The sequence below is a fragment of the Rhodocytophaga aerolata genome (assembly GCF_030503435.1).
Lineage (GTDB): Bacteria > Bacteroidota > Bacteroidia > Cytophagales > 172606-1 > Rhodocytophaga > Rhodocytophaga aerolata.
On sequence record NZ_JAUKPO010000008.1, the window covers coordinates 64,656 to 87,049 of the forward strand.

22 protein-coding genes are annotated in these 22,394 nt (G+C 41.9%); 13 read left to right on the forward strand and 9 right to left on the reverse strand.

Annotated elements, in window-relative coordinates; all coding sequences use genetic code 11:
• Nucleotides 1-151 precede the first annotated feature (151 nt).
• Nucleotides 152-814: a phosphatase PAP2 family protein gene (locus Q0590_RS15500; protein ID WP_302038478.1), complete on the reverse strand. Its 663-nt coding sequence runs from the start codon at nucleotides 812-814 to the stop codon at nucleotides 152-154.
• 331 nt (nucleotides 815-1,145) lie between these two features.
• On the opposite strand from Q0590_RS15500, the gene Q0590_RS15505 reads away from it, so the two are divergent.
• The 5 genes from Q0590_RS15505 (at nucleotide 1,146) to Q0590_RS15525 (ending at nucleotide 6,910) form a co-directional block, all read left to right on the forward strand.
• Nucleotides 1,146-2,423: an MFS transporter gene (locus tag Q0590_RS15505; protein WP_302038479.1), complete on the forward strand. Its 1,278-nt coding sequence runs from the start codon at nucleotides 1,146-1,148 to the stop codon at nucleotides 2,421-2,423.
• Nucleotides 2,424-2,533: 110 nt separating this feature from the next.
• The gene (locus Q0590_RS15510) at nucleotides 2,534-3,556 is read left to right on the forward strand and encodes an ABC transporter substrate-binding protein (protein ID WP_302038480.1); all 1,023 of its coding nucleotides are present in this window, start codon (nucleotides 2,534-2,536) and stop codon (nucleotides 3,554-3,556) included.
• Between the two features lie 110 nt (nucleotides 3,557-3,666).
• The gene (locus Q0590_RS15515) at nucleotides 3,667-5,169 is read left to right on the forward strand and encodes a sugar ABC transporter ATP-binding protein (protein ID WP_302038481.1); all 1,503 of its coding nucleotides are present in this window, start codon (nucleotides 3,667-3,669) and stop codon (nucleotides 5,167-5,169) included.
• A 52-nt stretch (nucleotides 5,170-5,221) separates the two neighbouring features.
• The gene (locus tag Q0590_RS15520; RefSeq protein WP_302038482.1) at nucleotides 5,222-6,268 is read left to right on the forward strand and encodes an ABC transporter permease; all 1,047 of its coding nucleotides are present in this window, start codon (nucleotides 5,222-5,224) and stop codon (nucleotides 6,266-6,268) included.
• A gap of 30 nt (nucleotides 6,269-6,298) precedes the next feature.
• A complete protein-coding gene (locus Q0590_RS15525; RefSeq protein ID WP_302038483.1) occupies nucleotides 6,299-6,910 on the forward strand; it encodes a SprT-like domain-containing protein in 612 nt (203 codons plus the stop codon).
• Between the two features lie 35 nt (nucleotides 6,911-6,945).
• Here Q0590_RS15525 and Q0590_RS15530 read toward each other — a convergent pair whose 3' ends face one another.
• The 5 genes from Q0590_RS15530 to Q0590_RS15550 all read right to left on the reverse strand — a co-directional run bounded on the left by Q0590_RS15530 (nucleotide 6,946) and on the right by Q0590_RS15550 (nucleotide 10,639).
• Nucleotides 6,946-7,512 (reverse strand): hypothetical protein, encoded by a 567-nt coding sequence (locus Q0590_RS15530; RefSeq protein WP_302038484.1) that lies wholly within the window; start codon nucleotides 7,510-7,512, stop codon nucleotides 6,946-6,948.
• A gap of 96 nt (nucleotides 7,513-7,608) precedes the next feature.
• Nucleotides 7,609-8,418 carry an N-acetylmuramic acid 6-phosphate etherase gene (gene murQ, locus Q0590_RS15535; protein WP_302038485.1) on the reverse strand — a complete coding sequence of 270 codons (810 nt, stop codon included), beginning with the start codon at nucleotides 8,416-8,418 and terminating at the stop codon, nucleotides 7,609-7,611.
• Nucleotides 8,419-8,598: 180 nt separating this feature from the next.
• Complete coding sequence (locus Q0590_RS15540) at nucleotides 8,599-9,465, reverse strand: N-acetylglucosamine kinase (protein WP_302038486.1); 867 nt, start codon at nucleotides 9,463-9,465, stop codon at nucleotides 8,599-8,601.
• A gap of 200 nt (nucleotides 9,466-9,665) precedes the next feature.
• Nucleotides 9,666-9,896, reverse strand: a complete 231-nt coding sequence (locus Q0590_RS15545) for a cytochrome b5 domain-containing protein (RefSeq protein ID WP_302038487.1) — start codon at nucleotides 9,894-9,896, stop codon at nucleotides 9,666-9,668.
• Nucleotides 9,897-9,928: 32 nt separating this feature from the next.
• Nucleotides 9,929-10,639 (reverse strand): RDD family protein, encoded by a 711-nt coding sequence (locus tag Q0590_RS15550; protein ID WP_302038488.1) that lies wholly within the window; start codon nucleotides 10,637-10,639, stop codon nucleotides 9,929-9,931.
• A gap of 147 nt (nucleotides 10,640-10,786) precedes the next feature.
• On the opposite strand from Q0590_RS15550, the gene Q0590_RS15555 reads away from it, so the two are divergent.
• The 7 genes from Q0590_RS15555 to msrB all read left to right on the forward strand — a co-directional run bounded on the left by Q0590_RS15555 (nucleotide 10,787) and on the right by msrB (nucleotide 17,811).
• Complete coding sequence (locus Q0590_RS15555) at nucleotides 10,787-11,752, forward strand: stage II sporulation protein M (protein ID WP_302038489.1); 966 nt, start codon at nucleotides 10,787-10,789, stop codon at nucleotides 11,750-11,752.
• A complete protein-coding gene (locus Q0590_RS15560) occupies nucleotides 11,733-12,701 on the forward strand; it encodes a YesL family protein (RefSeq protein ID WP_302038490.1) in 969 nt (322 codons plus the stop codon). Before Q0590_RS15555 ends, Q0590_RS15560 begins: the two co-directional genes overlap by 20 nt.
• Before the next feature lie 118 nt (nucleotides 12,702-12,819).
• Nucleotides 12,820-13,677, forward strand: a complete 858-nt coding sequence (locus tag Q0590_RS15565; protein WP_302038491.1) for a DUF4129 domain-containing protein — start codon at nucleotides 12,820-12,822, stop codon at nucleotides 13,675-13,677.
• Nucleotides 13,674-14,858 carry a DUF4350 domain-containing protein gene (locus tag Q0590_RS15570; RefSeq protein WP_302038492.1) on the forward strand — a complete coding sequence of 395 codons (1,185 nt, stop codon included), beginning with the start codon at nucleotides 13,674-13,676 and terminating at the stop codon, nucleotides 14,856-14,858. The genes Q0590_RS15565 and Q0590_RS15570 overlap by 4 nt, the downstream gene beginning before the upstream one ends.
• Before the next feature lie 61 nt (nucleotides 14,859-14,919).
• Complete coding sequence (locus Q0590_RS15575; protein WP_302038493.1) at nucleotides 14,920-15,891, forward strand: AAA family ATPase; 972 nt, start codon at nucleotides 14,920-14,922, stop codon at nucleotides 15,889-15,891.
• Between the two features lie 32 nt (nucleotides 15,892-15,923).
• Complete coding sequence (locus Q0590_RS15580) at nucleotides 15,924-17,246, forward strand: DUF58 domain-containing protein (RefSeq protein WP_302038494.1); 1,323 nt, start codon at nucleotides 15,924-15,926, stop codon at nucleotides 17,244-17,246.
• Between the two features lie 103 nt (nucleotides 17,247-17,349).
• Complete coding sequence (gene msrB, locus Q0590_RS15585) at nucleotides 17,350-17,811, forward strand: peptide-methionine (R)-S-oxide reductase MsrB (RefSeq protein ID WP_302038495.1); 462 nt, start codon at nucleotides 17,350-17,352, stop codon at nucleotides 17,809-17,811.
• A 109-nt stretch (nucleotides 17,812-17,920) separates the two neighbouring features.
• Here msrB and Q0590_RS15590 read toward each other — a convergent pair whose 3' ends face one another.
• The 3 genes from Q0590_RS15590 to Q0590_RS15600 form a co-directional block, all read right to left on the reverse strand.
• Complete coding sequence (locus Q0590_RS15590) at nucleotides 17,921-18,484, reverse strand: hypothetical protein (protein ID WP_302038496.1); 564 nt, start codon at nucleotides 18,482-18,484, stop codon at nucleotides 17,921-17,923.
• A gap of 384 nt (nucleotides 18,485-18,868) precedes the next feature.
• The gene (locus tag Q0590_RS15595; RefSeq protein WP_302038497.1) at nucleotides 18,869-20,293 is read right to left on the reverse strand and encodes a Glu/Leu/Phe/Val family dehydrogenase; all 1,425 of its coding nucleotides are present in this window, start codon (nucleotides 20,291-20,293) and stop codon (nucleotides 18,869-18,871) included.
• Nucleotides 20,294-20,799: 506 nt separating this feature from the next.
• Nucleotides 20,800-21,264, reverse strand: coding sequence for an NUDIX hydrolase (locus Q0590_RS15600; RefSeq protein ID WP_302038498.1), 465 nt, complete (start codon nucleotides 21,262-21,264; stop codon nucleotides 20,800-20,802).
• A gap of 121 nt (nucleotides 21,265-21,385) precedes the next feature.
• Here Q0590_RS15600 and ligD point away from each other — a divergent pair, with 121 nt between their 5' ends.
• On the forward strand, nucleotides 21,386-22,387 hold the full coding sequence (ligD, locus tag Q0590_RS15605) for a non-homologous end-joining DNA ligase (protein WP_302038499.1): 1,002 nt from the start codon (nucleotides 21,386-21,388) through the stop codon (nucleotides 22,385-22,387).
• Nucleotides 22,388-22,394: the final 7 nt, after the last annotated feature.

Here is a 22,394-nt window from a genome sequence, read left to right on the forward strand (position 1 = left end):
TAAGTATTTTTTAAAAAACAGGTACAAAGGTAATTCTTAAATTTTCATATGTGCATGCTTGCCTGCTAAAATTCCTCTGTAATAACATCAGATTTGCAGGAATATTGTTTCAACCTACCCTACAAACCAGCTAAACAGCCTTGTATATGCGTCAGTTATGTTCATACTGCAACAATCCTTTGCTATGCCATGACCTGCTATTTTTTCTAAAGAACAAATCCAGTGCGCGGAAGGTAACAAGCGTTAAAACTACGCCAATGATAGAACCAACGTATATATCGCCAAAGAAATGTTGCGACAGATATACCCTGGAATAACTGGCAATCAGGGCCAGGCAAAACCAAAGGTAACCCAGGCTTTTGTTTCTGGAGAAAATACTCAGCAAGCAAAAAAGTGAAAAAGCAGAAGTAGCATGGCCGGAAGGGAAACTATTATGCGAATGCAGGGTCACGCCTTCTACCATGTGTAGCACATAAGAGCTGTTTTCAAAAAAAGCTTTTGGCCGCAACTCATCCGTAAATATTACTTTTTTCAGCACCTGCGCTACTAGTGAACTGGTGATGTAGCAACTCAACGCAATAGCGGCTTTCCGGTAGCTTACCAGCGCCAGCAGCACAACAACAAGTATATAAAACAAGCCATCGCCCACATGGGTCATGTACTTAAAAAAGTAATCGGCTGCCGAATGATAGTTTCCATTAATAAAAGAGAATAATTCAACTTTTGTATAAAAAAGCTGTAATATCCCACCCAAGATAAAAAATACCTGATACGGTAGAAAGAAAGGAAAATTTACTTTTACTATTTTATACATAACTACAGTGGAAAGCCGATGCAAGTTATTTATTTATCCTGCAATCTGGAAGACTGAGCCGGTATTCCAGATTTTTAGCCAATCCTGAAAGCACCTTCTTGAAGAAAACAAAATGACAACCAATGAATTAACTAATAGAGGGTGCAAAGCTCCTCATAATGAAAGCGTAAGCATAGATGTTTTTCATAGAAAAAGATAATTTTTTATCGAAAAAATCAAGGAAGTTATATGTTTATTGGGGAAAAATTGATATAATTGACATTATTTTTTAAAAATCAAAAAAGCTATCGGTACTCTACGTTAACCTATCCTTATTCTTAAACTTTTTATTATGGCTACAATCATCAGTACACAAACTTCTACTGCTGTTAATGCAGACCGCCTTTTTTATGGGAGTTGCTTAGCACTCATTACTACAGCCTTTTCCTTTAGTATCAGGGCGGGTATTTTACCTCAATTAGGCACTTCATTTGGGCTTTCAGCCGAGCAATTGGGTTTTATAAACTCTATGTGGTTTGTTGGCTTCCCTATTGCTATGATTATAGGTGGTCTCGTTTATTATTCTGTTGGTCCTAAAATTATTATGTCCGTTGCCTTTGTTTCCCATATGCTAGGCATCCTGCTAACAATCTATGCAGGTGGATACTCAACCCTGCTCATCTCTACACTTTTTATTGGTATTGGTAATGGTTGTACAGAAGCAGCCTGTAATCCAATGATTGCAGATACCTACTCAGGTGAAAAAATGAATAAAATGCTGAACCGCTTTCATATGTGGTTCCCTGGGGGTATTGTTATTGGTAGTCTTATTTCTAAGTTCATGACTGATGCAGGATTACCCTGGCAAGCCCAGATCTGGGTTATTGTGGTTCCTACCGTAATTTATGCATTCTTGTTTTTCGGACAAACATTCCCTAAACCAAAAGTAGAAGGCGCTACTTCTTTATCTCAAAACTTCCGGGCAATATTCACTCCACTGTTTTTGTTTATACTTGCTTGCATGGCGTTCACAGCGATCTCGGAATTTGGTCCGCAGCAATGGGTGGGGTTAATTATGAGTAAAAGTGGAGCCAGCCCTATGCTGATTCTGGCACTTGTTACTGGCTTGATGGCCGTTGGCCGGTTCTTTGGTGGCCCTATTATTCATAGATTCGACCAGACAGGTGTATTACTTGGAGGTTCAGTTTTTGCACTGATCGGAATTTATCTATTCAGTACCCAAACAGGCGCTATGGCCTATGTTGCTGCTATTTTCTTTGCCATTGGGGTATGTTATTTCTGGCCAACTATGATTGGTTTTGTGGCTGAACGCATTCCCCGCAGCGGTGCGTTGGGTATGTCTATTGTAGGAGGTATGGGTATGTTCTCAACGGCTATTTTCCAGCCTATTATTGGTGGATGGATCGACAGCGAACGTGCAGCTATCTCTACACAGGGATTGTCAGGAGATGCCTTGGAATTGGCCGCTGGTCAAGCCACTTTGCTTAAGATGACAACTTTCCCTATCATCCTGATCGTTGCTTTTACTGTGCTCTTCTTCTGGGTACGCAGCCGGAAAGGTTCTCATGTAGATGGAACAGAAATTCCTGCGCCAGGAGCTTCATTATAATATAACCAGGTAGCAATAAAGCCACTTCTATTGTATATATTTGTTCGTTTAAAACATAAGGCAGGCTGCAAAACCTGCCTTATGTTTTACTTATTTCCAACTATTCACCTATGTACCTTAAAAAATATATTGCCTTACTCAGCACAGCCTTCAGTTTCATGATGCTGATAAGTTGTAATTCATCGTCGTCTACAGAAAATAAAACCACCACGGCCAATACAGAAGGCGGCACTGAAAAACTCCGCATTGCCGTTATTCCAAAAGGCTCTACACATTCTTTCTGGAAATCTATTCATGCAGGTGCCGTAAAAGCCGGACAAGAGACTGGAGCTGAAATTATCTGGCAGGGCCCTCAGAAAGAAGACGACCGGCAGATGCAGATTCAGGTGGTACAAAACTTTATCAGCCAGGGGGTAGATGGCATTGTACTGGCCCCACTCGACGACCGCAGCCTGGCTACGCCGGTAAACGCAGCTGTTAAACGGGACATTCCCGTTGTCATTATCGATTCAGACCTACAATCCAAAGAATATTCTAGTTTTGTAGCTACGGATAACAAAATGGGTGGAAAACTGTGTGCTCAACGGCTGGCAGAATTATTAGGTGGCAAAGGCAAAGTGATTATGCTTCGCTATAGTGAAGGTTCAGCTAGTACAGCCGAGCGGGAAGCTGGTTTTCTGGAAGGTATGAAAGAGTACGGTCCCAACATTGAATTAATTTCTACCAATCAGTATGCCGGGGCTACCATGGAAAAAGCATTTCAGGCCTCTCAAAACCTGCTAAACCGCTTTCCTCAGGTAGAAGGGGTATATTGCCCCAACGAATCTTCCACACAAGGGATGTTACGGGCATTGCAAACATCTGGTAAAGCAAAAAAGGTAAAATTTGTAGGTTTTGATGCCAATGCCACGTTAATTGCAGGGGTGCAAAATGGCGAAATTCATGGCCTGGCGGTGCAAAATCCGTTTATGATGGGTTATGAAGGCGTAAAAACCATTGTAGCTGTTGTAAAAAAAGAGAATTACGAGAAAAGAGTGGATACTGGCGTGAAGCTGGTTACCCAGGAAAACATCAATCAACCTGAGGTGCAAGAATTGATCAATCCTGACCTGGACAAATGGCTGAATCAGTAAATGTCTGTGGTTTATAGAGCTATGATTCTGTTGTGTAGATAATGACTTTTGTAGCCTTTACAGTTAGTTATTTGACCTGTATCTGTTTTATTACCTGAATTGGTTTATAAATGCCTGACACCTTACTTAAACTAACAAACATCATAAAAACTTTTGGGCCGGTAAAGGCCCTGGGTGGGGTACAACTGGAAGTAGCCCAGGGAGAAATTCATGCCTTGATTGGAGAGAATGGAGCAGGCAAAAGTACCCTGATGAAGATATTGAGTGGCGCTGAAAAACCAGACTCCGGTGAAATCATGTTTGATGGCAAGCCGTATCATCCACAAAATCCGGCAGAAGGCCGTTTGTCTGGTATTGCCATGATTTACCAGGAACTGAACCTGGCCCCTCACCTGACGATAGAAGAAAATATTACCTTAGGTATAGAAAAGTCTAAGCTAGGATTTGCCAAAAGCCAGAAAACGCTAGTGCAGGAAGCCTTACGTATACTTGGCCAACCCGACCTGGACCCTTCTACCCCAGTAAATACGTTAAGCATTGCCAAGCAACAGCTCGTGGAAATAGCCAGGGCACTCGTACTGGATACCAAACTGGTTATTCTGGATGAACCTACCTCCTCTCTAACAGCTGCCGATACACAGGCTTTATTTGAAGTAATTGCCCGCCTGAAAGCCAAAGGAATTGCCGTTATTTATATTAGCCATTTCCTGGAAGAAGTGCAGCAGATTTGTGACCGGTTTACAGTGCTACGCGATGGACAAACGGTGGGTACTGGTAGCATGGCAGGTACATCCATTCAGCAATTGATTGAGCAGATGGTAGGCCGTTCGCTGGAAGATATGTACCCTCATATTCCACATACACTTGGCGAGCCTGTATTAGAAGTGCAGGCATTACAGGGAAAAAGTGCTTTACCCAGAAGTGCTTCTTTTACACTTCACCGCGGCGAAATATTAGGGATATCCGGCCTGGTAGGTGCCGGCCGCACCGAGATGATCCGTTGTTTGTTCGGCCTGGATAAGGTGGCCAATGGGAAGGTGACTATTATGGGGAGAAAGGATTTGCAGGCGCATTATCTACGTCCCGAAAAAGCATTGGATAGCGGATTGGATTTGCTCAGTGAAAACCGCAAGGAAGAAGGCCTGGCGGTGAACCTGCCCATTTTTACCAATATTACCTTATCTGCCCTGAAGAGAGTAAGCCGGTTTGGCTGGCTCAATCTTGCCCAGGAAAAACAGCAGGCAGATGAGTGGTGTACCAAAATGAATGTAAAATGCCGTGACTCCAGGCAAGAAGTAGGTGCCTTATCCGGAGGAAATCAGCAGAAAGTTTCTATTGCCAGGTTATTAAATCACAATAGTGACATATTCTTTATGGATGAGCCCACGAGAGGAATTGATGTGGGCAGCAAAGCAGAAATTTACCGCCTGATCCAGACATTGGCTTCCCAGGGAAAATCCATTGTCATGATTAGCTCCTATTTGCCTGAGTTGCTGGGCATATGCGATACATTAGCCGTTATGCACCGGGGTGAACTGTCTGCTGTAAAACCAATTTCTACCTGGACAGACCACGACATTATGCTTTATGCTACCTCCGGAGTGGCTGTTTAATTCAAAATCTTTATTCGTAGCTACACAAACCAGTTAAATTTTTCATTTTATAATGACTCCAAAAGTAGAAATACCGCCTGCTACCGTAATGCCGCCCTTGCCAAACAAATCTAAAGGTGAATCTTCTAGTGTAAAAAAGGTTCTACTCCAGTTTGCGCCGTTTTTTGGGTTGCTTTCTGTATTTATATTATTTGTCATTTTATGTCCTCCGGCCTTTTATAGCTTTTATAATTTTAAAACTATCATTACCCAAACCGTTATTGTCGGAATAGCTGCTATGGGTATGACCATGATTATTATATCCGGAGGAATAGATTTAAGTGTAGGCTCCCAAATAGCCCTGGGTACGGTTGTTATTGCTACTATACTAAATATGGGTGGTCCGGGTGTTGAAGCAAGTACTGGCATTACTATACTGGCTGCTTTAGGTGCCATTGCAGCATGTGCCGTTTGCGGATGGCTTATTGGCCTCACTACTTCCAGGCTGAATATTGTGCCTTTTATTGTAACATTGGGTGTAATGCAGATAGCCCGTGGAGTAGCCAAATGGATAGGCAAGGAACAAACCGTAAGCACCCCAGTTAATAATTTGCAAAAACTGATGCTACTGGACCCCGAGCCAGAATGGTTGATATTTGCCCCCGGTGTATGGATTACCATTCTGCTGGTTGCTCTTACGGCGGTAGTTCTCAAATATACAGTTTTTGGCCGCTATATTTTTGCTATTGGTTCGAATGAAAAAACCGCTAGGCTGTGCGGAATTAATGTTTCGCTGACCCGGATGGCAATTTATACATTCAGTGCCCTGTTCACCGGTGTGGCTTCGGTCATGCAATACAGCAACCTTACCGTAGGCGACCCTACAGCTGCAGCCGGTATGGAACTAGATATTATTGCAGCCGTAGTGATTGGCGGGGGCTCGTTAAGCGGTGGTGAAGGAAGTGCCATGGGCTCTATCATTGGTGCCTTAATTATGGCCGTGTTACGTAACGGATGTAATATGCTTGGGGTACCTAATTTTGTACAGGAAGTAATTATTGGTGTAATTATCATAGGGGCTGTAGCCATAGACCGCCTGAAACATCATATTAAAGCCTAAGGAGTTGTTAAGATTATTATTGAATTACCAGTGCCAGTTTTAAAGTTATTACACCAATACTGCCCGCAAGCAGCTGTAAATTATTGCTATGCGTTATGGCAAAAGGATAGTTTTGTTCTTATAATCAAAAAGGACAGAAGAAGTAAATTAGGCGACTACCGCTTCATTCCGGGCAGCTCTACCCCGCATCAGATTAGTATTAATCATACACTCAACCCTTATTCTTTTCTGATTACCTATATTCATGAAGTTGCTCATCTGCATACCTTTACTAAATATAAAAGAAAGGTACTTCCTCATGGAAAAGAATGGAAACGGAATTTTCATCAGCTGATGCTGCCCTTGCTGAATGAACAAATTTTTCCGTCTGATGTGCTCTTGCCTTTGCAGCTATACATGCAAAATCCGAAAGCTTCCTCTTGTTCGGATATGCGCCTTTTTAAAGCGTTGCAGACTTATAGCACTTCGGCAAAACCTTTATTGATGGAATTATCTACTGGCGAAAACTTTGTGCTGCATGGAAGAATATTTCAGAAGGGACTTACCAGGCGTACCAGAGTACTTTGCACGGAAAGAAGCACCGGCAAGCAATATACGATCTCAGCCCAGGCACCAGTAGAGAGAATGATTAATGAAGGATAGCCTGTAATCATTCATTAATCATTCGTACAGAATCATTATTCCAGCCTTCTGACTACTAAATCTTTTACGGTGTCGTAAAAGCGGCCGGGAGTAAGGGTACGCCAGTTGTCTATTTCCAGAGTTCCACCAAAATTAATGTAGTAGTCGAGCCGGAATTTACGCCATTCCGCTTCTACAAAATCACGGAAATTGATGGCTACAATCCACCCGTCTTCTACCTCTTCAAACCATTCTTCATAATAGCAATCATCTGAGCCGTGGAAATTGAGGATATTTTCGCCAATCAAAATAAATTGATTGATTCCTTCGCCCAGCAGATAATCTATGACATTCCGTTTGAAGTGCATAATATCATTATGCAGCGTGTCATTCCACTCTCCGAACATCTCTATTATGGCAAAGCGGCGGTTGTAGTCGGTAAAAAGAATTTTAACGTATAAGGTTTCAGAGCCAATTTCGTCCCATAACGGGTGAATGTAATACCCATAGATGTCATGGGTATATTCCTGCATATTGTATTCTCTGCCATAGAAGGGAGACCGGTCATCGTCTGAAGCTACGTAATAGTTCTCCCAGTTGTAAAAAGGTTCTATTTCGTGCATGTAAGTGCAAATGTATACCCTACTTAACGTGCATCCCTTAGCTGGCGTTCATTTTCTACCTAAAATTTGCCAGGGAATTTATTTTCCTATTGTTAACTATTTAGTTCCTCTGACACTGTCTACCGCTTTGCGTACACTGCCGTGCTGCTGCAATAGTTGAGCGGCTTTCTGTTCGTCAATCTGTAGTTCATCCATTACCATTTTTACACCGCGGCCTACTAGCTTCTCATTGCTCAGTTGCATATCTACCATCTTATTTCCGCGTACTTTCCCCAGCTGAATCATAACAGAAGTAGAAATCATGTTGAGTACTAGTTTCTGCGCCGTGCCAGACTTCATACGGGTGCTGCCTGTTACAAACTCTGGTCCAACTACTACTTCTATAGGGTATTCTGCTGCTTCTGCCAGTTTGCTTCCAGTGTTACAGGTAATGCAACCGGTAAGAATTCCTTTTTCCCGGCTGGTTTTAACTCCACCAATAACATACGGCGTGCGGCCAGAAGCTGCAATACCAATAACCGCATCCTTCTCACTGATGTTAAAGGCTCCCATATCTTTCCATGCCTGATTAGGATCGTCCTCTGCATGCTCTACAGATTTACGGATGGCGCCATCTCCACCGGCAATAATCCCGATAACCATATCAAAAGGAACTCCATAGGTGGGCGGACACTCTGAGGCATCTACCACTCCTAAGCGTCCGCTGGTGCCGGCACCAATGTAAAATAGCCTCCCTCCTTTTTTCATCCGGTCTACAATCTGCACAATCAGTTTCTCTATCTGAGGAATGGCTTTTTCCACCGCAAAAGGAACCGTTTTGTCTTCATTATTGATGTTTGTCAGCAGTTCATGTACCGACATTTTTTCCAGGTTATTGAAATGAGAAGCAGATTCGGTAGTAAGCATAGCTACAAGTTGAAAAGATTAAAGTTTATGAATTTGGAAATCTGGAAATTAGCAAAGTGATATTTGTAAATAAATTGAGAAAAAGAGAAATCAATTTGTGTGTAATAGAGCACAGAAAGAATAGAATTACAAAAGTTTTTCCTGTACATTTTCAAACCGCCACATTTTTTCATTGGCCCATCAGTTTTGCCATCCATTTTTCTGCTGATGGTAAAGGGTAAGTCCGGCAATAGGGCTTTCCATAATATGGCCAATGGTTAATCCTGTATCCTGGGCTGCCTTCCGAAGTACAGTATTGTAATAAAATGCTACAGAGCCAGTAAAATGTACTTTATACGACCGGGCATTCTCATATTTGAGTACATACCGATTGAGAAAAGTAATAAATCCATCATACACTAACTGGTAAGCATAGGGATGGCTGATATTATCAAACAGAAACTTGGAATACGAGGCAAAATAACTATTGGGAAAAGGCTTTTTGTAGGCATTTTCCAGTACAGTACTTAGTACAGGCTTATACCGCTTCTCAAACTTTTGCCGCAGGTCAGCCGGCATATCCTCATGAAAATAGTGCTGAATGAGTGTTTTTCCCATGTATCCTCCACTGCCTTCATCTCCCAGCCAGAAGCCTAACGAAGGCCGGCCAGTTACAATATCTTTGCCATCGTACAGGCAGGAATTTACACCCGTACCCAATATACAGCCAATGCCTGGCTCATGCCCGCAAAGGGCTCTGGCAGCCGCAAGCAAATCATGGTTTGCATCTACCTGGGCATTGGGAAATGCTTTGTTTATAGCAGTACGAACTATAGTCCGGTTAGTATCCGACGAGCAGCCAGCCCCATAATAGTATATTTCAGAAATAGCTGTAACGGAGGTAGAACTTAGCTGCGGAAGAAGTGTTTTTTCCAGCTCTTCATAAATCATGTCGGAATCCTGAAAATACGGATTAAAACCGACAGTTTTGGCTTGTGCTACGGAACCATCCGGGCCCAGCAGCCGCCAGTCTGTTTTAGAAGAACCGCTGTCTGCGATTAATATCATTCGTGTAGGATAGGAGTTATAGTAAAAAATGCAAATTACGGATAGTATCCCAATGTGCAAATTTAAGAATATGGAAATGTGCTAAATATGCCACAATAGGGTAGAATGCAGGTAAAAAAGTTCAGCTATGCCGCTAAGCCTGGAACTTTTCCTATCCAGATTACTTCTGTTATTTTCAAATTTATACATTCCCTAATTTTCTAATTCACCAACCTGCCTACAACTTCGAACTTATCAAATACATTTTCGTTGTGCGGTGCATCGTTGAGTTCATCTGTCAGATCCTGGCCAGCCCAGTGCTCATAATGTTTGCCATTTCGCCAGAGCCGCGATTTTTTCACATCGTAGATTATACCTTTATACGCACACCAAATTTCCTCTCTATCTGAACCATTCCGTAAGGCAAGCTGAGATCTGGTGTATTCTTTCATACTATAGAAGGGAGATTCAGAAAATTGGTGTTTTAATTACTAGTTAAAAATGAATAATCTTTCAGAACAGTATGTAAAAAAGCCATCGGCGGCATGGTAGATTCTATCTGTAAAATAGACTTTATCCGGTTGGCCAATGTTTCCAGTAGGCGATAATCCGGACTTTCGCTGTTTTTGTGTACATGCAAGGCTTCTTTAATTAAAGCTACATCCCGGTCGGTGAGGGAAGTTACCTGTGGGTACAGTGGCTGGTAGTTTTCCTGTACCTGGGGCATCACCGTTTCGGCCAGGCCGACTTGCCGGTTGAGGCTAATGACAGAGGTACCAGCCGCTAAATCTCCTAACCGCTGCCCTTTTCCATTAATAGAGATAGTTAAGATTGCTACGGCACCAGAGAAAAATACATCAATCGGCCGGATGAGCCACCGCAGCAAATAGCTGCCAATAGTCGGTTGGGTGCCATCAAGCTTTACTACTTTAATATTTCTGGCTTTTTTGCCAATGGTTTGTCCGTCCAGCAGAACCTCCAGCACCAGGTCGTAAAACAGAAAAGGCACACCCAATACACCAATATATATCCATATTTCATTCACTTCCATAGACCCCAATAGTATCGAAACCAGGATCACATAACTATAGAGGGTTACATAATCTATGAGGGCAGCCAGGATACGGTCACCAATACTGGCAGGCTGGTATTCAATAAAAACATTTTGCGCTGTTTGTATGCGTACGGTTTGCATAGTCACTATTTTTCGTAAAATTTATCTACATTTAAACAATTTACTAAAGGTAATTTCTTTTCCAGAATCTTCAGAAACTCATAATTTCCAACGTTTCGCGGCTCTGTAAGAAATACCTAGTATTTTATAAAATTAACTAAAAACAATATGCGGGAAGCCCTTTTTATCAAAAAGAATACCCCCAGATGGCAACAATTTGAATCGCTGGCGGCCGGCCGCAGTGCTTCCAACCCCGATACCCTGGCAGATTTGTTTATACAACTCACCGATGACCTTTCATATGCCCGGACCAATTATCCGGACAGTCAAACAACGGTTTATTTAAATAATCTCACAGCAAAGGTTCATCAGTCTATCTACCGGAATAAAAAAGAAGAAAAAGGCCGGTTTGTCAAGTTCTGGAAGTACGAACTGCCGCTCTTATTTTACAGTGTACACAAACAGTTGCTGTATTCCTTTCTTATTTTTATGGCTGCTGTCATCATAGGTGCCGTTTCAGCAGCTCACGACAACACGTTTGTACGCCTTATTCTGGGAGATGGCTATGTAAACATGACCCTGGAAAATATTGAAAAAGGAGACCCGATGGCAGTGTACAAAAGCAAAGGTCAGCTGGATATGTTTTTTATGATTACTCTTAATAACATTTTTGTATCCTTCAAAGCTTTTGCCTACGGAATTTTTGTATCGCTAGGAACGGTGTATATTTTGCTTTTTAACGGAATCATGCTGGGGGCTTTCCAGTATTTTTTTCATCAGCAAGGCTTGCTGCTCACTTCAGTGTTAAGCATCTGGATTCATGGCACGCTGGAGATCTCGGCTATTGTCATTGGGGGTTGTGCAGGGTTAGTAATGGGGAATAGTATATTGTTTCCGGGCACCTATTCCAGGTTGGATTCGTTAAAGATAGGAGCAAAAAAAGGATTAAAAATTATTATTGGCCTGGTACCTATATTTATTATGGCAGGCTTCCTGGAAAGCTTTATTACCAGACTTACCGAATGGCACTGGTTTTTCAAACTATCTATTATCCTTTTATCAGCCGCTTTTATTGTCTACTATTTTGTAATCTATCCTATACAATTAAATAAACATGCTTCTGTCGACCAATAAAATAGAATTCCGGAAGAAAAGAGACTTTGGAGAAATACTGAATGTTAGCTTTACTTTCTTACGTCAACACCTGAAACCAATATTTAAAAGCCTGCTCTTTATTGCCGGGCCTTTTATTCTGGTGGGCAGTGTACTACCCGGTTTGTTATTCTACCCCTGGATAGGAGCTACTACAGATACCGGATTTTCTTCGTTTGATATTTCCAGCGTACTGGTAAACATTGTTTCGTTTATTGTAGGAGTAGTGATGGCCGTAGCCACTGTTTATCAGTATATGTTGCTGTATATGCAAAAAGGACCTGACCCTATCAGTACCAATGATGTTTGGAAGGCTGTACGGAATAATTTTTTCAATATCCTGATCAGTTGCATGGGGCTGGTATTTTTATCTACCATAGGCATTTTATTTTCCGGATTCATTGTTTTTAGCATATTCAATGAAGGAGCCGGGGCTGTTCTGGGATTCTTTCTGTTACTGGGGTCTATCATTTATCTGACTGTATTGTTGTCTCCTCTGCTTATGATGCGGTTGGTAGAGAGGGTGAACTTTTTCAAAGCTATTGCCCGGTGTTTTACCTTAATGGAGGGCAAATGGTGGCAAACTTTTTCCCTGTTGTTTGTGTGTTATATTATTCAGTCGGCCTTGGTATCGGTAGTGTTTATTCCTTTTTATACATTTGTTTTTGCAGAACGCATGCTTTCTAACGATACCACACCCGACCTGACAACCAGCCTTATTTATGTAGCAGTAGGAGGAGTAATTCTGGTATTAACTGTTACTGCTTCTTTTTGCTTAACACTGGTAGTTACCGGTTTTCAATATTTTAGCCTGGTAGAAGAAAAAGAATCTGTAGGTTTGCTGCAACGGATTCAAAAAATGGGCGACCCCTCTACTACAACCCCTGCCCCACCATCCACCGATTTTTACGAAAGCACCAACGAACATTGAGCATATTTTACCACCCAAGCGTGTACACTTCGTCTACGAAACTTACACCATTTACCTGCTCTCAATTTTTCCACTTAGCAACTTATTGTTTTATTTGTTCTGCATTAGCCTAGCAATTTTGAATAAAATCAGTACACATAGTATAAGCCGGTTTATCTTTGCTTGCCTGTGCCTCTTATCCAATGAAAGAGGTAATGGAAAGGCTATTCCGTTGGGTAAATACATATATTTAATTCTTCTTACCTGCTTGCTGCCCTCTATTGGTACCTATACGGCAACCGCCAGGCCAGTGATAGAAGTAAACGTTAAGCCTGTTGACTCGGTAACAATAAGAAGTTTTAAGAAAGAAAACCTGGAGAAATATCTTTCCGATGAAGAGTACCGCTACGACCGGGAATACCGTCCGCAAGCACCCAATCTATGGCAGCGGTTTAAGCAATGGCTGTTCGACAAATTGATTCAAGCGTTAGGAGATGAAAATACCAGTAATCTTGTAAAGTGGACAATTTATATTATTTGCGGAGCAGTAATTTTATATGTAATTCTGAAACTGACCAACACCAATATCAGAGGGCTGATATATAACCAGTCACAACGCGGCAGAATGGCGTTTCAAGAGTCAGAGGAAAACATCCATCAGCTGGATTTTGCCACTCTATTAAAAGAAGCCATTGCAAAGAAGGACTACAACCGGGCTATCCGAATGTATTACCTTCGAACGTTAAAAACCCTTTCGGATAAAAATATCATTGACTGGCGGATTAACAAAACCAATCATGATTATGTACAAGAATTAAGCAACACGGAATTAGCCTCCGGATTCCGCAGGCTTACTATCCTTTTTGAATATATCTGTTACGGAGATTTCCACATGAACCAGGCAGATTTTGAAGAAGCAAGTGCCCAGTTCAACGCCTTTGACGAACAGGTACATAGCAAAAATCCCTCTATTAGTAAAGCAGTTCCCCACGTATGAAGGAAAACAAAAAATATATTCTTCTGCTGGCCGCTGCCATTCTTCTGGTGATTGTGGTAGAGTGGCTTACTCCCAAACCTATCAACTGGACGGCTACTTATTCGCAGGACGATAAGAATCCGTTCGGCAGCTTCATCTTGTATGACCTGTTACCAGATCTATTTCCCGGAAAAAGCCTCCGGACACTCAACAAAAACCTGTATGAACTGGATGTATCAGAAGAACTGGCAGATGGTAATTATATTTTTGTATCCGATGAATGTACCCTGGGAGAAGAAGACAGTAATATTCTGCTCAATCTGGCAACTAACGGCAATTCGGTCTTCATTGCTGCACACCGTTTTCCGCAATACCTGAAAGATACCCTGGTGTTTGAAACAGAAAACATTTTCTTTATCGCTGACTCTCTGGGGTTGAACTTAGAGCATCCGCAAATGAAATCGCCAGATGCCTACTACTTAAAACGGGTGGATTATTACTATGCATTTACAGCACCAAAAACTAAAGAAAAAAAACCTTTATTCCAGATACTTGGCAATAGCAAAGAAGGAAAACCAAATTTTATCCGGATACCTTTCGGAAAAGGATATTTCTACCTCAACACACTGCCTTTAGCGTATACGAATTACAACATGCTTTACCGGCAGAATGCCAGCTATATAGCCAATACACTTTCGTATCTGCCAGTACAAAACACTTTCTGGGACGAATATTATAAGATAAACAGAGGCGATTCGCAGACACCCTTACGCTACATTATCAGCCAGCCTCCGCTCCGGTGGGCTCTGTACCTTACCTTAATAGCACTTGTTCTTTTTATGATTTTTGAAGCCAAACGCAAACAACGGATTATCCCAATTATAAAGCCTTTAGCCAATACTACCCTTGAATTTACTGAAACAGTCGGCCGGTTGTATTTCCAGTACAAAGACCATCGTAATATTGCAGAAAAGAAAATTACCTACTTTCTGGATTATCTGCGGTCGCAGTATTATGTAAAAACTACTGAATTTGATGACGAATTATACAACAAATTAGCAGATAAGACCGGGCATGACAAACAGCAAATTATAACACTCTTTGAATTGATAAAAAACATTCGGTCTAGCAAAAATATCAGTGAAGAGGAATTGGTAACACTCAACCGACAAATCGAAAATTTTCACAAAAAAAGCATCTAGCAAACCTTCTTTTCTGATAGGTGCCATTCTCTTTAAAAATTAATTTTAGAAGAAGTATATCATGAATGAATTTGAAAACCGGGTTGACCTGACACAGTTAAGTGAAACCGTAGCAGAAATAAAAAAAGAAATAGGGAAAGTGATTGTAGGACAAGAGAAAATGATAGAGTTGCTACTGGCAGCTATTCTGGCAGATGGCCATGTGTTGATAGAAGGAGTTCCCGGAGTTGCCAAAACACTTACTGCCAAACTAATCTCCAAAATTATTTCGGTAGGTTTTTCCCGTATCCAGTTTACTCCTGACCTGATGCCATCGGATGTGCTGGGTACCTCAGTTTTCAACATGAAAACTGCTGAATTCGAATTTAAAAAAGGCCCTATTTTCTCCAACCTAGTGCTCATAGATGAGATTAACCGGGCTCCGGCAAAAACGCAAGCTGCCTTGTTTGAAGTAATGGAAGAAAGGCAAATAACGATGGATGGCAAAACCTATCTAATGACGGCTCCTTTCCTGGTATTAGCAACGCAAAACCCCATCGAACAGGAAGGTACCTACCGATTACCAGAAGCACAGCTAGACCGTTTTTTGTTCAAAATAGAAGTGAACTATCCCTCTACTGATGAGGAAACTCAGATTCTGCTGCTAGCACATGAACGGAAAAATCACACAGCTTTACTGAAAATAAACCCATTGCTCAGCGCCAACCAGGTTGCAGAATACCGCGAAAAGATCAGTGCTTTACATATAGATACATCGTTGCTCAAATATATTGCGCAGATTGTTACACATACCAGAACACATAATTCTTTGTATTTGGGTGCCTCTCCGCGTGCTTCTCTGGCCATTATGAATGGGGCAAAAGCGCTGGCTGCTATGCGTGGGCGCGATTTTGTGACCCCGGAAGATATCCGGGAGATTGTACCTGCCGTGCTGCGGCACCGGGTAATGCTCACTCCGGAGCGGGAAATGGAAGGCGTAAGTATAGACAGTATTATTAAACAAATTGCTGATAGTGTAGAAGTGCCCAGGTAGGGCGCCTGCATAGATGGCTACCACAACTACATATGAAATCTTTGTATCTGAATAACCGGTTTTTTATTGCGCTGGGAATAATTATTTTCCTGTGCATGCTGGGCTTTGCTTACCGGATTTTTTTTGGAATAGCACAGGTATCATTGCTGGTATTTGCAGTAGTTGTAGCTATTGATATACTGTTATTGTACCGGTATAAAAATGGAATGCAAGGTAACCGGGAAATGGCTGAAAAGCTTTCTAACGGAGACGAAAATTTAATAAAGTTGTACCTGGAAAACCATTATCCGTTTACCATTCATGCCAGAATAATTGATGAACTTCCCCTGCAATTTCAGCTCCGCAATCACGATATCCGGACACACCTGGCTACTGGGACAGGCAAAACCCTTACTTACCAGGTACGTCCGGTAAAAAGAGGAGAATATCATTTTGGCGCATTAAATGTATTTGTATCTTCCATATTCGGCTTAGCCAGCCGCAGATTCCGCTTTGCTCAGGATAAAATGGTGCCGGTATACCCTTCCTATATTCAGATGCGGCAATATGAGTTAATGGCCATTTCCAACCGTTTAACAGAACTAGGTATAAAAAAAATCCGGCGGATTGGACATAACCGGGAATTTGAACAAGTAAAAGAATATGTAAGTGGCGATGACATCCGCACTGTTAACTGGAAAGCTACGGCCCGGAAAAACTCTTTAATGGTAAACCATTATCAGGACGAAAAATCACAGGCAGTATACAGTGTAATAGATAAAGGCCGGGTCATGAAAATGCCTTTTGAAGGGTTGAGTTTACTGGACTATGCCATCAATGCCAGCCTGGTTATTTCTAATATCGCCATTCTCAAAGAAGACAAAGCAGGTATTATTACTTTTAGTAGTGCAGTGGGTACCATGCTGGCGGCAAGCAAAGTACATTCCCATATGCAGGCTATACTAGAGACCTTATATAACCAGAAAACTGGCTTTCAAGAGTCTAACTTCGACAGCCTGTATGTGCAGATTAAACGTCAGATTAAGGGACGGAGCCTGATATTACTCTATACCAACTTTGAGACTCTTACGTCACTGGAAAGACAACTGCCCTACCTGCGAAGCATTGCACACCATCATGTGTTAGTTGTCATTTTCTTTGAGAATACAGAGCTGAAAGAATTACTGGAAAAGCCTGCTTCAGACACTGAAGAGATATATCTAAAAACCATTGCCGAAAAATTTGCATTTGAAAAAAAGCAGATTGTAAAGGAGCTGCAGAAGTATGGGATTCATGCCGTATTAACTGCCCCACAAAATCTTACCGTCAACACCATTAATAAATACCTGGAATTAAAAGCCAGAGGCTTACTTTAAAGCATCTGAATACTGCATTTTCCGTTTCTTTTTTCTGCTCTCCGGCTAAGCAAACTTTTCTCAGATCACAGCGTTTTACAGGTAACAAAACATTGAAACTACTATGATAACCTGGAAAGACGTAATTAAATTTGTACGAGAAGGAAATCCCAAACCCGACCGCATTGTTGAACGGAGCGAAGAAGAATGGAAGTCTATGCTGACAACCGAGCAATACCATGTAACCCGCAAAAAAGGAACCGAACGTGCCTTCAGCAGCGATATGTGCAGCTTATTTGAACCTGGGTTGTATGCCTGTGTGTGCTGCAATACGTTGCTTTTTGATGCCTCCACAAAATTCGAGTCACGTACCGGATGGCCTTCTTTCACGCAGCCCATTAAAGAAAACGCTATAGCCTATCTGGCTGACTATACCTACGGCATGCAACGGGTAGAAACCGTTTGTAATGTATGCCAGGCGCATCTCGGACATGTTTTTCCGGATGGTCCGGAGCCTAGTGGCTTACGCTATTGTATGAATGCAATAGCCTTGCAGAAAGTAAAAGTAGAAGAGACTCATCAATAAAATAAACCTCTGGGTACACTTAATATATTAGTTAGAAGGTGCCCAGAGGTATTGCTCGTTTTTTACAAGCATACAAACAAGCTTACCGAAAAAAATAGCTTGTAGTTGCTTATGACCGCAGTAGTTCATTTTCTGCTTTAAACCAATTGTCCTCAACGGCAGAAGGATTCTCATGAGAGAGTTCATAGGCCCGTCTGCCAATTTCATCATGGCTGGTGATGTTGCGCAGAACAAAACTAGCTGATCCATCAGCTTTTTTCTTTTTAGAAAACTCACCTAAAACCGTTACAAACTGTCCGCTGTAGGAAGGTATCCGGCTAGCAAGCTGATTATCTTTTGGAACCTCCAGTTGTAGCTGACCTTCAGGCACACTTCCTTTTTCAATAAAATACTTACCATTAGAAGTTAAAATCTGGCCATATACTTTGGTGAAGGCAGAACTATCTGTAGCAGTGGCTTTTGGAGCTGGCGTTGCTTTTTTCTTGGCAGGTGCGGCAGCTTTTACAGCAGGCTCAGGAGTTACCGCTGTAGCAGTTGTTTCTGCAGGTTTAGCAGCAGGTGTTTTTTTGGGAGCAGCTGCTTTCTTTGGTGTTTTTGCAACAGCTGGCACCGGTAGTTGCGGATCTCCAGGAACAGTACTTTCTGGTGTGGTTGGTTGTTTTTTTGTTGCCATATTCATGTAGTTTAACTATCTGCTTATCTGTGTATTTTTTTATTGTATGTAGAGCAGATATATTTTTTCTTTCAAAGTAAATGAAATGAATCAAAACATCAAATTATTTATAAAAAAACGCTTGCAAATTTGCTATTTTTTTACAGTTTATTTTGCAACCAGATAGTCTGAATACAAAATATCCTGTATTTACCAGGAAAAAATCAATAAAATACTAAGGGCTACCGAGTTAAATGGCAACTTGAAATTATACAACCAGCCATTCCTGTACTGGTCATCCGTACTTATTGCAGGATTTCCATAACCACCCGGTTTGGGAACATCAAACGCTCATCCTAGCGGCTACTGAATACATGTAGTAAAGGTGTTAGGTATAGAGTAAAATCAAGGGAAAATACCCATCATCTCGTAGCTTAACCCTATCTTTTTGATGGCAATATAAAATGCAGCCGTACGCAGATCACTTAACTCAGGTTTTTGCCTCAACGCTTCTCTCATTTCCCGGAAAGCCTCAATCATGGTATCTTCCAGGCCCGAGCGTACAATGTCCAGTTCATCGGCACCACGGGTAAGCTGTATGCGTTCCTCTGGCGTAATCTTATTGCCGGTACTGCTTTCTATGGCATTTACCAGACGTTTGTAGCCGGCTTCTTCTGCACGTTTTCCCATTCGGCCAAACCGTACATTCGATAAGTTTTTCAGCCACTCAAAGTACGATACCGTTACCCCTCCGGCATTTAGATAGATGTCAGGGATAATAATTACACCTTTAGAAAGCAGTATTTCTTCTGCCTCTCTAGTGGTTGGCCCATTAGCTCCCTCGGCTATAATTTTGGCTTTAATCCGATCAGCATTGCCTTCATGTATCTGATTTTCCAGTGCCGCAGGTAATAAAATATCACACTCCATTTCCAGCATACTGGCAGAATTTTCAATATTTTTTGCTCCCGCAAAATCAAGCAACGAACCTTTTTCAGTCCGGTAGGAAAATACCGCTTCTATATCCAATCCATTTTCATTATAAATACCTCCCTCTCGTTCAGCAATGCCAATAATTTTCGCGCCATTTTCCTGGCAGAATTTAGCCGAGTAATACCCTACATTTCCCAGCCCCTGCACAATAATCTGTTTGCCGGCTATTCCAGTGGTAAGGCCAAGTTTCTGTACATCTTCTTCATTGCATAAAAATTCCCGGATACCAAAATATACCCCCAAGCCGGTAGCTTCCGTGCGGCCGCGGATACCTCCTAACCCAACTGGCTTTCCGGTTACACAACCCTGTGCATCGGTATCGCCGTACTTAAATGTCATATAAGTATCCACAATCCATCCCATTTCACGACTGCCAGTACCATAGTCTGGAGCAGGTACATCTACAGCCGGGCCTATCAGATTTTTCTTGATCAGTTCGGTAGCAAAGCGGCGGGTTACTTTTTCCAGTGTTTTCGGGGAGCTGCTTCTGGGACTTATTTTTATGCCGCCCTTGGCGCCTCCAAAGGGTACATTTACCACAGCACATTTAAAAGTCATAAGCGTAGCCAGGGCTTTTACCTCATCTTCAGATACCTGTATGCTATAACGGATACCTCCTTTGGTAGGCATTTTATGGTGGCTGTGCTGTACACGTATGCCTTCTATGGCATGAATTTCCCCATCTATTTCTACGGGAAATATGGTTTTGTACACACTGTTGCAATGTCTGATCTGCTCAATTATACCTTTGGATAAGCCAGTATGGCGGGCAGCTTTGTCGTAGTAGTACATCACTGTGTCCAGGAATTTGGTACCTTCGGCATCTTTGTTTTCCATAAATAACAGATTTTAGTTAAGTAAACTTGGTATAACATGCATATACGTGTAGACGCGGCCTGTAGTGTATAAAAAATTGCTTTTCCTGCTTCTTAGGAACCCCAATATCAGGAATATGTTCAGCATTTTCAGAAAATTTATTAGCAATATGTTACTCCTCATGTCGATCACTAAGTAATTGACACAGCACATAGTTTTAGCAAGAGCTCTGTATAAGCTGTAAAGAAGATTACCTGAATTTTGATGTTACTAATTTGCCTTACCTCAGCCTGAACTCCACTAACAATCAGTAGAGCTAGTGTATAGAAAAAGATTCGCTTTTATAGCAATTAAAAGTTGAGGGAAAGTTCCGTATCTAATGGTTTGTACAGCTGCCAGCGTTGAATAGACGGGCGGCTACTTAATAGAAAAATGTGAGTAGCTAATTGATAAATTCAGCTGAAAATACTGCAGAAACTGAAAAAGATACTAATAAGTCTTTTGCTTCCCATTTCCGCTACAGTTACTTACAGCAATGATTTAAGGCGGTCTATAAATTCTATCTGTGCGGGGTTAATGTAGTTTTTTGCTTCTTCACTATCAAACCAGGCACAACGGTCTACCTCCGGAAAAGTTAACCAGTTACCAGAGCCTTTCGGATATTCCATTTTCATCAGGTTACTCGTTGTTTGCGAAGGATCGGCTTCGCCTTCCCAGGCCCAGGCATGTACCGTTTTGCCAGCTTTCTGGCGGATACTTCCCAAGGGCAGAAAATTGCCTGAGGGCCGTATGCCGGTTTCTTCTTCAAATTCCCGGCAGGCGGCAAGTAAGGTAGATTCTCCCTTGTTTATCAATCCTTTGGGAATAGTCCAGGCACCTGCGTCTTTATGTGCCCAGAAGGGACCGCCAGGATGTGCCAAAAAAACTTCCAGTTTATTATCTTTTCTGCGGAACAACAACATTCCCGCACTCTCTGTAAATGTTTTCGCCATAGTGTACAAAACGGTATGTAGGTTACCAAAGGCTTAACTTATTTTCGGGCTCCGACGTTCTACTCTAGCAGGAACCATCTGCGTAACATACGTATAATTCTCATTTTTTTATCTAGGCCACATGAAAAAAGACCAGAATACGCCAAAAACACCTCCCATTGAAAAGGCCACCAGTGGATCAGAAAGGAAGAGTCAGTCAACTACGGCTGAAAAAAGCACTGACATTGAAATAGACGGCCATACGTTAACCCTTACCAATTTGAATAAAGTATATTGGCCGGAAGAAGGGTATACAAAATCGGATCTGATACATTACTACCGCAAAGTAGCCAAGTGGATGCTGCCCTATTTGCAAGACCGTCCACAATCGCTGCACCGCCATCCGAACGGAATACAGGATAATGGTTTTTATCAACGGGATATCAATAGCCAGCTGCCCGAATGGGTTGAACGGGTAGAGATTTATTCTGAATCCACTAAACGGAACCTAGGCCATGTACTTTGCCAGAATGAAGCAACGTTAGTATACCTAAATAACCTGGGTTGTATTGAGATTCATCCCTGGAATGCCCGCATACAAACGCTGGACAAACCTGATTATCTGGCCATAGACCTGGACCCAGGAGAAAACACTTATGATGAAGTGGTAGAAGTAGCGTTAGTTGTAAAACGCATTATGGACCATGCAGGAGCCATTTGTTTTTGCAAAACCTCCGGAGCTACAGGCATGCATATTTTTGCGCCTCTGGGCAAGTTATATAGCTTTGATGAAGCAGAATCATTTGCCAGACGGGTTGCTGAGATTGCCCATGCACAGTTGCCCAATCTTACCAGCGTGGAAAGAAGTCCCAAAGACCGCCGGAAGCAAATATACCTGGATTATTTACAGAATAACAAAGGACAGTCGTTAGCTGCTGCCTATAGTGTACGGCCTAAACCTGGGGCTACTGTTTCAACGCCATTATATTGGCATGAGGTAAAAAAAGGCTTGCATCCCTCAGCATTTACGATACATACTGTACCAGAAAGGCTGCAGCAAATCGGTGATATTTTCGGTGGTGTGTTGGGTGCAGGAATTGACTTAAAAAGCGGCCTGCAAAAGCTTGCTACTTTTCAAATGTAAGTAATCA

Coding starts and splice junctions, on each gene's coding strand:
- Q0590_RS15500 (WP_302038478.1), bottom strand. CDS start 814: ATGTATAAAATAGTAAAAGTAAATTTTCCTTTCTTTCTACCGTATCAG.
- Q0590_RS15505 (WP_302038479.1), top strand. CDS start 1,146: ATGGCTACAATCATCAGTACACAAACTTCTACTGCTGTTAATGCAGAC.
- Q0590_RS15510 (WP_302038480.1), top strand. CDS start 2,534: ATGTACCTTAAAAAATATATTGCCTTACTCAGCACAGCCTTCAGTTTC.
- Q0590_RS15515 (WP_302038481.1), top strand. CDS start 3,667: ATGCCTGACACCTTACTTAAACTAACAAACATCATAAAAACTTTTGGG.
- Q0590_RS15520 (WP_302038482.1), top strand. CDS start 5,222: ATGACTCCAAAAGTAGAAATACCGCCTGCTACCGTAATGCCGCCCTTG.
- Q0590_RS15530 (WP_302038484.1), bottom strand. CDS start 7,512: ATGCACGAAATAGAACCTTTTTACAACTGGGAGAACTATTACGTAGCT.
- murQ (WP_302038485.1), bottom strand. CDS start 8,418: ATGCTTACTACCGAATCTGCTTCTCATTTCAATAACCTGGAAAAAATG.
- Q0590_RS15540 (WP_302038486.1), bottom strand. CDS start 9,465: ATGATATTAATCGCAGACAGCGGTTCTTCTAAAACAGACTGGCGGCTG.
- Q0590_RS15545 (WP_302038487.1), bottom strand. CDS start 9,896: ATGAAAGAATACACCAGATCTCAGCTTGCCTTACGGAATGGTTCAGAT.
- Q0590_RS15550 (WP_302038488.1), bottom strand. CDS start 10,639: ATGCAAACCGTACGCATACAAACAGCGCAAAATGTTTTTATTGAATAC.
- Q0590_RS15555 (WP_302038489.1), top strand. CDS start 10,787: ATGCGGGAAGCCCTTTTTATCAAAAAGAATACCCCCAGATGGCAACAA.
- Q0590_RS15560 (WP_302038490.1), top strand. CDS start 11,733: ATGCTTCTGTCGACCAATAAAATAGAATTCCGGAAGAAAAGAGACTTT.
- Q0590_RS15570 (WP_302038492.1), top strand. CDS start 13,674: ATGAAGGAAAACAAAAAATATATTCTTCTGCTGGCCGCTGCCATTCTT.
- Q0590_RS15575 (WP_302038493.1), top strand. CDS start 14,920: ATGAATGAATTTGAAAACCGGGTTGACCTGACACAGTTAAGTGAAACC.
- Q0590_RS15580 (WP_302038494.1), top strand. CDS start 15,924: ATGAAATCTTTGTATCTGAATAACCGGTTTTTTATTGCGCTGGGAATA.
- msrB (WP_302038495.1), top strand. CDS start 17,350: ATGATAACCTGGAAAGACGTAATTAAATTTGTACGAGAAGGAAATCCC.
- Q0590_RS15590 (WP_302038496.1), bottom strand. CDS start 18,484: ATGGCAACAAAAAAACAACCAACCACACCAGAAAGTACTGTTCCTGGA.
- Q0590_RS15595 (WP_302038497.1), bottom strand. CDS start 20,293: ATGGAAAACAAAGATGCCGAAGGTACCAAATTCCTGGACACAGTGATG.
- Q0590_RS15600 (WP_302038498.1), bottom strand. CDS start 21,264: ATGGCGAAAACATTTACAGAGAGTGCGGGAATGTTGTTGTTCCGCAGA.
- ligD (WP_302038499.1), top strand. CDS start 21,386: ATGAAAAAAGACCAGAATACGCCAAAAACACCTCCCATTGAAAAGGCC.